Genomic DNA, 7421 nt, shown 5'->3' on the forward strand with positions numbered 1-7421 from the left:
AGAATACCGTGACACCTGTTATTTACCGCGAACAACCCATCCGCGCCTTCAATACGTTCGGCATGAACGTGAAAGCCGCCTTTTTCAGCCAGCTGACCGACCTGGCCCAGCTGCCCATCCTGCTGGCGCAGCCGGTGGTGCAGCAAGGCCCGCTGCTGTGGCTGGGCGGCGGCAGCAATATGCTGTTTACCCAGGATTTCGACGGGGTGATCATCCAGAACTGCCTGAAAGGTGTGAAGCTAGTGGCCGAGGACGAGCAGTCTGTGCTGGTAGAAGCCGCCGGCGGCGAGGTATGGCACGACTTTGTGCAATACACCTTGCAGCAAGGCTGGAGCGGGCTGGAAAACCTCAGCCTGATACCGGGCACCGTGGGTGCCAGCCCCATCCAGAACATTGGCGCGTATGGCGTAGAAGTCAAAGACCTGATTCACGAAGTAGTGTGTGCCGACCTGGCCACCGGCGGCAGCGAGGTGGTACTGGGCAATGCAGACTGCCACTTTGCCTACCGCGACAGCGTATTCAAACAGGCATTGGCCGGGCGCTACCTGGTCACGGCGGTGCGCTTTCGCCTGCACAAGACCTTCCAGCCACGCATCGGCTACGGTGACATCAGCAAGGCGCTGGCAGCCATGGGCTGCAGCGACGCGCCCACGGCGCAACAGGTGAGCCAGGCGGTCATCAGCATCCGCCAGAGCAAGCTGCCCGACCCGGCCGTACTGGGTAACGCCGGCAGCTTCTTCAAGAACCCTATCGTGCCGCGCGAGCAAGCCGATGCCTTGCTGGTACAGCACCCCACCCTGCCGCACTACCCGCAAGCCGATGGCAATGTGAAGTTGGCCGCAGGCTGGCTGATCGAGCAAGCCGGGCTGAAAGGCTACCGCGACGGCGACGCTGCCGTGCACGACAAGCAGGCACTGGTGCTGGTCAACCACGGCCAGGCCAGCGGCGCGCAAATGTGGGCACTGGCCAGCAAGGTGCGCCAGACGGTTTACCAGCAATACGGCGTGGTGCTGGACCCGGAGCCCATCGTGCTGTAAGCCTGCACACGAAAAAGCGGCCAACCTTGCCCACAAGGTTGGCCGCTTTGCTATCCGGCACCCGCTTTACAACAGATGCGCAGACGCCAGAAACAGGTAAATCACCGCCGCATAACCCACCATCCAGGACAAGGAACGCAGGCCAGGCTTATCGGCCAGATAGCACGCCCCGAAGGCCACGCGCGCCAGCAAAAACACCGCCGCCGCCGCATCCACCTGCCCCTGCGGCACCAGATTCAGAAACGCCACCACCACCGCAGCAGCAAACACGGGAAACGCTTCCCAGCTATTTTGCTGCGCCCAGTGCGCCCGCAAACGCCAGCCTGTCAGCGCGGCCTGTGCGGCGCGCGGCGCGTGGTTATTCATCCCGCCAGACTTGGACATGGCGGCAAACAGCAAGGGCATTACGGCGGCAATCAACACCGCCCAGAAAGCAAACTGCATCGTACCCTCCTAGTGAACCAGATAACGCCGGTCATCGAACGTAGCCACCCACTGCGGCCGGTACACAATCAATATCGCCAGTACCAGGCCACTGGTAAACGCCTCGGACCACGCCAGCAAAAAATAAAAGGGCAATACCTCGCCCAGCAGATAATCCACAGGGTACGCCCCGGCCAGGCCAAGCGCCAGCAAACCGCACGCCGCGGCCAGCAACAAGCCGGCCGCCCCCGTTAAAAATGCATTCACGAACACATACACAAACAGGTTCGGTGCCAGACGCTGCCGCGCCCAGTGCAACACGCCTGCGGTCAACAGCACCGGCGGCACATAGCTCAACAGCACATTCAGGCCAATGGCTAGCGGGTCCGCCAGGCCAGCCGCTACCAGGGCCAACTGCACCAGCGACAAAGCGAGCAGCGCCAGCCACGGCCCCATCAGCAAGGTGAATACCGTGGCACCCAAGAGGTGAAACGACAAGCCGGGCTGCCAACCCGCCTTGGCCAGCGTAAACCCCATCAGCACCACGCAGGCACCACACCAGGCCGACACCGCCTGCGGCGGCAAGGCGCGCCATGCCACGCGGCGAACACACAGCAGCAACACGGCCAGCCACAGCCCGTTTGCCCCCCACACCCAGGGCAGCGCAAACTGCCCGGCCAGAAAATTCATGCTGACTCCATTTTGCCCAAGCGCAACACGCGCATCATAGCAAAGCCCGCCCGCGCCACAAAAACCCCAGCCCGGCACAATCAGGTAAAATGCGGCCAACCTTACACCGGATGATCGTCATGTTTAGCTTGCCCGCACCGCACCACATTGCCAACCTGATCAGCCAGGCACTAGCCGAAGATATCGGCCAACAGGACTGGACCGCCCTGCTCATCAATGCCGATAGCGAAGGCAAGGCACACGTGGTAGCGCGTGAAGCGGCAACAATTTGCGGCCAAGCCTGGTTTGACGAAGCCTTTCGCCAGGTAGACCCGCGCTGCCAGGTAAGCTGGCAAGTTGCTGAAGGCCAGCAAGTGGCAGCCAATACGGTGCTGTGCCACATCCACGGCCCGGCGCGCGCCCTGCTCACCGCCGAGCGCACGGCACTGAACATGCTGCAAACCCTGTCCGCCGTGGCCAGCGAAACGCGCCGCTACAGCGAGCTGGTAGCCGGCACCCGCGCCCGCATTCTGGACACCCGCAAAACCCTGCCCGGCATGCGCCTGGCACAAAAGTACGCCGTCACCGTAGGCGGTGGCGTCAACCAGCGCATTGGCTTGTACGACGGCATCCTGATCAAGGAAAACCACATCATGGCCGCCGGCAGCATTACACAGGCGCTGCAGCGCGCCCGCGAGCTGGCACCGCCACAAGTGAGCATTCAGGTAGAAGTAGAAAACCTGGCCGAGCTGAACGAAGCGTTGGCCGCAGGCTGCACGCTGGTGCTGCTGGACAATATGTCGCTGGACGACATGCGCGAGGCGGTACGCCTGAGCGCCGGCCGCGCACTACTGGAGGCCTCCGGCGGCGTGGATTTCAGCACCGTGCGTGCCATTGCCGAAACCGGCGTGGACCGCATCTCCATCGGCAAGCTCACCAAGGACATCCGCGCCATCGACCTGTCGATGCGCTTTAGCCAGACCTGAGCAGCGGGCAGCCTCCATCACAAAACAAAACCGGCCACATGGCCGGTTTTTTCTTTACGCCGCCTGGCTGGCATAGGCCAGCGCCATGCGCCGCAGCATGGCAGCGGTGGCACCCCAGACGTAGTACTCGCCGTGCGTCAGCGAATAGTAATGCCCGCGGTAGCCATCGCGCTCGTAATGGTGGCGCTCGTACTGGCGCGCATCCAGCGCCAGCGCCAGCGGCAGGGTAAACACCTCGTCCACTTCGTCTGGCGACGGCCGGAACACGACAGGCTGCGTCAACACCCCCAGCACCGGTGTCACGGCGTAGCCGGTAATGGTCTGGTACTGCCCCATCTGCGCCACCACGCGTACCGCACTAATCGGCAGGCCTATTTCCTCCTCCGCCTCGCGCAGTGCCGCCATGGCCGCCGTGGCATCGCCCTCCTCCAGCCGCCCGCCAGGGAAGCTGATCTGCCCGGCATGGCTGCGCAAGTGGGCTGTACGGCGCGTCAGCACCACCTGCCAGCCATCCTGCTGCCACAGCACCAGAATCAACACCGCAGCCGGCTTGCTGCCCGCATCGCGGGGCAGCAGCCCTTCCGCATCGTCATCCAGCGGCACTTGCGACAGCGTGGCCAGCAGTGCGGCCAACGCTTCTTCATCCAGGGCATGCAACATGGCTTAGCCTCTTTTTTTACTTGCGCCAATCTTGGGCAGCGACAGCTCCCCCCAATGCGCCACCAGGCGCAACGCTACACCGGCGACAAAAACCAGCTGTACCGCCAGGATATGGTCCCACCCCAGCATGGCCAGCACGTATAACGCCACCGCCACCACAATGGACACCGTGCCGTAAAAGTCTTTGTGCAGAATGAACGGCACATCGTTCACCATCATGTCACGCACGATGCCACCGCCTACTGCAGTAACAAAACCCAGCAGGATCACACCAAAGGCATTGATGTGGTACTCCACTCCCAATTTAGCCCCTGCCAGGCTGAACGCAACCAGCCCTATCGAATCTGCCACAATAAACAGCGTAGTCAGTAACTCATGCTCGCGCTTGTGCAGGCGTGCCGCCATCGCCACCAACAGGGTAATGGCAATGATGATCAGGTTGGTATTGTCCAAAAACACCTGCGGCATGCGGCCAACCAGCACGTCGCGTATCACCCCGCCACCAATGGCGGTCAGCAGGGTAACGATAATGATGCCCAGCAGGTCCAGTTGCTTGCGCACGCCCAGCAAATAGCCCGATACCGCAAAGGCGACCGTGCCGATCACCGAGTAGCCGTCAAAATCCAGTAAGTAATCCAGCATGAAACAATCCGTCAACCCGAATAGGAAAAACGCCAGACCGTATGGCCTGGCGTTGTGTGCTTTGCCTGATAGCGCGCTTAGCGACGCATCGAGTCAAAGAAGGCCAAGTTGGACTTGGTAGCACGCAGCTTGTCCAGCATGAACTCCATCGCTTCCAGGTCGTCCATCGGGTACAGCAGCTTGCGCAGCACCCAGATACGCTGCAGCTGCTCTTGCGGAATCAGCAGCTCTTCGCGGCGGGTACCCGAGCGGTTGATATGGATCGCCGGGAAGATACGTTTTTCGGCCATGCGGCGATCCAGGTGGATCTCCATATTGCCGGTACCCTTGAATTCTTCGTAGATCACATCATCCATACGCGAGCCGGTATCCACCAGCGCGGTAGCAATAATGGTCAGCGAGCCGCCTTCTTCGATATTACGGGCAGCACCAAAGAAACGCTTCGGGCGCTGCAGCGCGTTGGAATCCACACCACCGGTCAGCACCTTGCCGGAAGCCGGAATCACGGTGTTGTAAGCACGCGCCAGACGAGTGATGGAATCCAGCAGGATCACCACGTCTTTTTTGTGCTCTACCAGGCGCTTGGCCTTCTCGATCACCATCTCGGCCACTTGCACGTGGCGGGTAGCCGGCTCGTCAAAGGTAGACGACACCACCTCGCCGCGCACCGAACGCTGCATCTCGGTCACTTCTTCCGGGCGCTCGTCGATCAGCAGCACGATCATTTCCACTTCCGGGTGGTTCGTGGTGATGGCGTGGGCAATATGCTTCAGCATCACGGTCTTACCGGACTTGGGCGGTGCTACCAGCAAGCCGCGCTGGCCTTTGCCGATAGGGGCAATCAGGTCGATCAGGCGGCTGGTGATGTTTTCCTCAGCCTTGATGTCGCGCTCAAGATGCAGACGCTCGGTAGGGAACAGCGGCGTCAGGTTCTCGAACAGGATCTTGTGCTTGGCCTGCTCTGGCGGGCCACCATTCACCTTGTCTACCTTCACCAGGGCAAAATAGCGCTCGCCTTCTTTGGGCGTACGGATTTCACCCTCAATGGTGTCACCAGTGTGCAGATTAAAACGGCGAATCTGGGACGGGCTGACATAAATATCATCCGGGCCTGCCAGATAGGACGAATCAGGGCTGCGCAAGAAACCGAAACCATCCGGCAGCACCTCCAACGTACCTTCGCCAAAAATACTTTCGCCTTTTTTCGCCTGGTTTTTCAGCAGGGCGAAAATCAGGTCCTGCTTGCGCAGGCGGTTGGCGCCATCAATCTCATTGGAAATAGCCATTTCCACGAGTTCGCTAACATGCTGGCGCTTTAGATCAGATAGATGCATATGTGTACGGTCAGCCTAAGAATGTAACAAGGCGGCAAAGAGCACCGAGACTGAGGAAATAAAGAAGGGAAATATGAAACGAGCGGCCAAGGCCGCTCGCGTACTGGACTACTGGGAAGATAGTCCAAGAGGCACTAGCTGTCAATCAATTACAGGTGTGCATTCAGGAACTCGATCAGCTGTGTCTTGGACAGCGCACCCACCTTGGTAGCCGCCACTTCACCGCCTTTGAACAGCATCAGGGTAGGAATACCGCGAATACCGAATTTAGGTGGCGTTGCCTCGTTTTGATCAATATTCAGCTTGGCAACCACCAGACGGCCTGCATATTCTTTTGCCACGTCATCCAGGATAGGGGCAATCATTTTGCAAGGACCGCACCATTCAGCCCAGTAATCCACCAGCACAGGGGTTTCAGCTTTCAGGACTTGTTGTTCAAACGAATCATCAGTCACGTGCAGAATCAGGTCGCTCATTGTTTTCCTCTCGATTGGGTGTCGATTATCAGCTTACAGGCGATGGTAACAACTCCCCCTCCCTGCATCAACCCTAAATAACAGCCTGACAGCCAAACAGCCCCAACAAGACGATCGGTCGATTGACCGCTATAATGTGCGGCTGCTTTAGATTGAAAAGGATTAAACATGGGTTTCCTGCAAGGCAAAAAGATTCTGATCACCGGCATGATCTCGAACCGCTCCATTGCCTACGGCATTGCACAAGCCTGCCATCGCGAAGGCGCCGAACTCGCCTTCACCTACGTGGTAGACAAGCTGGAAGACCGTGTTCGTGAAATGGCCGCCGATTTTGGCAGCACACTGGTTTACCGCTGTGACGTACAAAGCGACGCGGAAATCGCCCAACTATTCACCGCACTCGGCCAAGACTGGGACGGGCTGGATGGCCTGGTGCACGCCATTGCGTTTGCTCCCCGAGAGGCACTGGAAGGCGATTTTCTGGACACACTCAGCCGCGAAGCATTCCATACCGCCCACGATGTCTCCGCCTACAGCTTCGCTGCACTCGCCAAGGCCGCGCGCCCCATGATGCAAGGCCGCCGCGCAGCACTGCTCACCCTGTCTTACCTGGGCGCCGTACGCGCCATACCCAACTACAACGTAATGGGCCTGGCAAAAGCCAGCCTGGAGGCATCCGTGCGCTTCATGGCCGCCAGCCTGGGCAAGGAAGGCATTCGTGTAAACGGCATTTCGGCAGGCCCCATCAAGACACTAGCCGCTGCAGGTATCACCGGCTTCAGCAAACTGCTCAACATGGCCGCCGGCCAGTCCTGTCTGCGCCGCAACGTTACCACCGAAGAAGTCGGCAACACCGCAGCCTTCCTGCTGTCGGATTTATCCTCCGGCATCACCGGTGAAATCACCTATGTCGATGCTGGCTTCAGCATCAACTCGCTGAACGTACCCGAGGCCTGAAGCACCCCAAGCCAAAGCCCGCGCAAGCGGGCTTTTTTACGTCTGTCGATTCTAGTGGCCTCCATGCGGCCAACGTTGGCCGCAGACAGCGCCAGCAATACAACTGGTCTGGCACGGGAAGAAACGAGGTTGGCCGCAGACAGCGCTGGCCAGCGGCTCGGCGCGCACCAACAACAACAAAGCCCGCACAAGCGGGCTTTTGTTTGCGTGTACGTATCGATTCGGCCAACGTTGGCT

9 protein-coding genes are annotated in these 7421 nt (G+C 59.7%); 3 read left to right on the forward strand and 6 right to left on the reverse strand.

The window, feature by feature from the left end:
* Positions 1 to 8 precede the first annotated feature (8 nt).
* Positions 9 to 1037 (forward strand): UDP-N-acetylmuramate dehydrogenase, encoded by a 1029-nt coding sequence (gene murB, locus FLQ44_RS19660; protein WP_147695739.1) that lies wholly within the window; start codon positions 9 to 11, stop codon positions 1035 to 1037.
* A gap of 66 nt (positions 1038 to 1103) precedes the next feature.
* Here the strand turns inward: murB and FLQ44_RS19665 are convergent, their stop codons facing one another.
* Together FLQ44_RS19665 and FLQ44_RS19670 are read right to left on the reverse strand one after the other, a co-directional pair.
* A complete protein-coding gene (locus FLQ44_RS19665; protein ID WP_147695740.1) occupies positions 1104 to 1481 on the reverse strand; it encodes an MAPEG family protein in 378 nt (125 codons plus the stop codon).
* Between the two features lie 9 nt (positions 1482 to 1490).
* Positions 1491 to 2150: an energy-coupling factor ABC transporter permease gene (locus FLQ44_RS19670; protein WP_147695741.1), complete on the reverse strand. Its 660-nt coding sequence runs from the start codon at positions 2148 to 2150 to the stop codon at positions 1491 to 1493.
* Positions 2151 to 2269: 119 nt separating this feature from the next.
* On the opposite strand from FLQ44_RS19670, the gene nadC reads away from it, so the two are divergent.
* Positions 2270 to 3115 carry a carboxylating nicotinate-nucleotide diphosphorylase gene (gene nadC / locus FLQ44_RS19675; protein ID WP_147695742.1) on the forward strand — a complete coding sequence of 282 codons (846 nt, stop codon included), beginning with the start codon at positions 2270 to 2272 and terminating at the stop codon, positions 3113 to 3115.
* A 54-nt stretch (positions 3116 to 3169) separates the two neighbouring features.
* On the opposite strand, the gene FLQ44_RS19680 is transcribed toward nadC, so the two are convergent.
* The 4 genes from FLQ44_RS19680 to trxA form a co-directional block, all read right to left on the reverse strand.
* Positions 3170 to 3775, reverse strand: a complete 606-nt coding sequence (locus tag FLQ44_RS19680; RefSeq protein WP_147695743.1) for a CoA pyrophosphatase — start codon at positions 3773 to 3775, stop codon at positions 3170 to 3172.
* Between the two features lie 3 nt (positions 3776 to 3778).
* The gene (locus FLQ44_RS19685) at positions 3779 to 4417 is read right to left on the reverse strand and encodes a trimeric intracellular cation channel family protein (protein ID WP_147695744.1); all 639 of its coding nucleotides are present in this window, start codon (positions 4415 to 4417) and stop codon (positions 3779 to 3781) included.
* A 77-nt stretch (positions 4418 to 4494) separates the two neighbouring features.
* The gene (gene rho / locus FLQ44_RS19690) at positions 4495 to 5751 is read right to left on the reverse strand and encodes a transcription termination factor Rho (RefSeq protein ID WP_147695745.1); all 1257 of its coding nucleotides are present in this window, start codon (positions 5749 to 5751) and stop codon (positions 4495 to 4497) included.
* A gap of 149 nt (positions 5752 to 5900) precedes the next feature.
* Complete coding sequence (trxA, locus tag FLQ44_RS19695; protein ID WP_147695746.1) at positions 5901 to 6227, reverse strand: thioredoxin TrxA; 327 nt, start codon at positions 6225 to 6227, stop codon at positions 5901 to 5903.
* Between the two features lie 168 nt (positions 6228 to 6395).
* Between trxA and fabI the strand changes: the two genes are divergently transcribed.
* Positions 6396 to 7184 (forward strand): enoyl-ACP reductase FabI, encoded by a 789-nt coding sequence (fabI, locus tag FLQ44_RS19700; RefSeq protein WP_147695747.1) that lies wholly within the window; start codon positions 6396 to 6398, stop codon positions 7182 to 7184.
* Positions 7185 to 7421: the final 237 nt, after the last annotated feature.

The sequence above is a fragment of the Vogesella mureinivorans genome (genome assembly GCF_007644035.1).
Classification (GTDB): domain Bacteria; phylum Pseudomonadota; class Gammaproteobacteria; order Burkholderiales; family Chromobacteriaceae; genus Vogesella; species Vogesella mureinivorans.

Coding starts and splice junctions, on each gene's coding strand:
- FLQ44_RS19665 (WP_147695740.1), bottom strand. CDS start 1,481: ATGCAGTTTGCTTTCTGGGCGGTGTTGATTGCCGCCGTAATGCCCTTG.
- FLQ44_RS19670 (WP_147695741.1), bottom strand. CDS start 2,150: ATGAATTTTCTGGCCGGGCAGTTTGCGCTGCCCTGGGTGTGGGGGGCA.
- nadC (WP_147695742.1), top strand. CDS start 2,270: ATGTTTAGCTTGCCCGCACCGCACCACATTGCCAACCTGATCAGCCAG.
- FLQ44_RS19680 (WP_147695743.1), bottom strand. CDS start 3,775: ATGTTGCATGCCCTGGATGAAGAAGCGTTGGCCGCACTGCTGGCCACG.
- FLQ44_RS19685 (WP_147695744.1), bottom strand. CDS start 4,417: ATGCTGGATTACTTACTGGATTTTGACGGCTACTCGGTGATCGGCACG.
- rho (WP_147695745.1), bottom strand. CDS start 5,751: ATGCATCTATCTGATCTAAAGCGCCAGCATGTTAGCGAACTCGTGGAA.
- trxA (WP_147695746.1), bottom strand. CDS start 6,227: ATGAGCGACCTGATTCTGCACGTGACTGATGATTCGTTTGAACAACAA.
- fabI (WP_147695747.1), top strand. CDS start 6,396: ATGGGTTTCCTGCAAGGCAAAAAGATTCTGATCACCGGCATGATCTCG.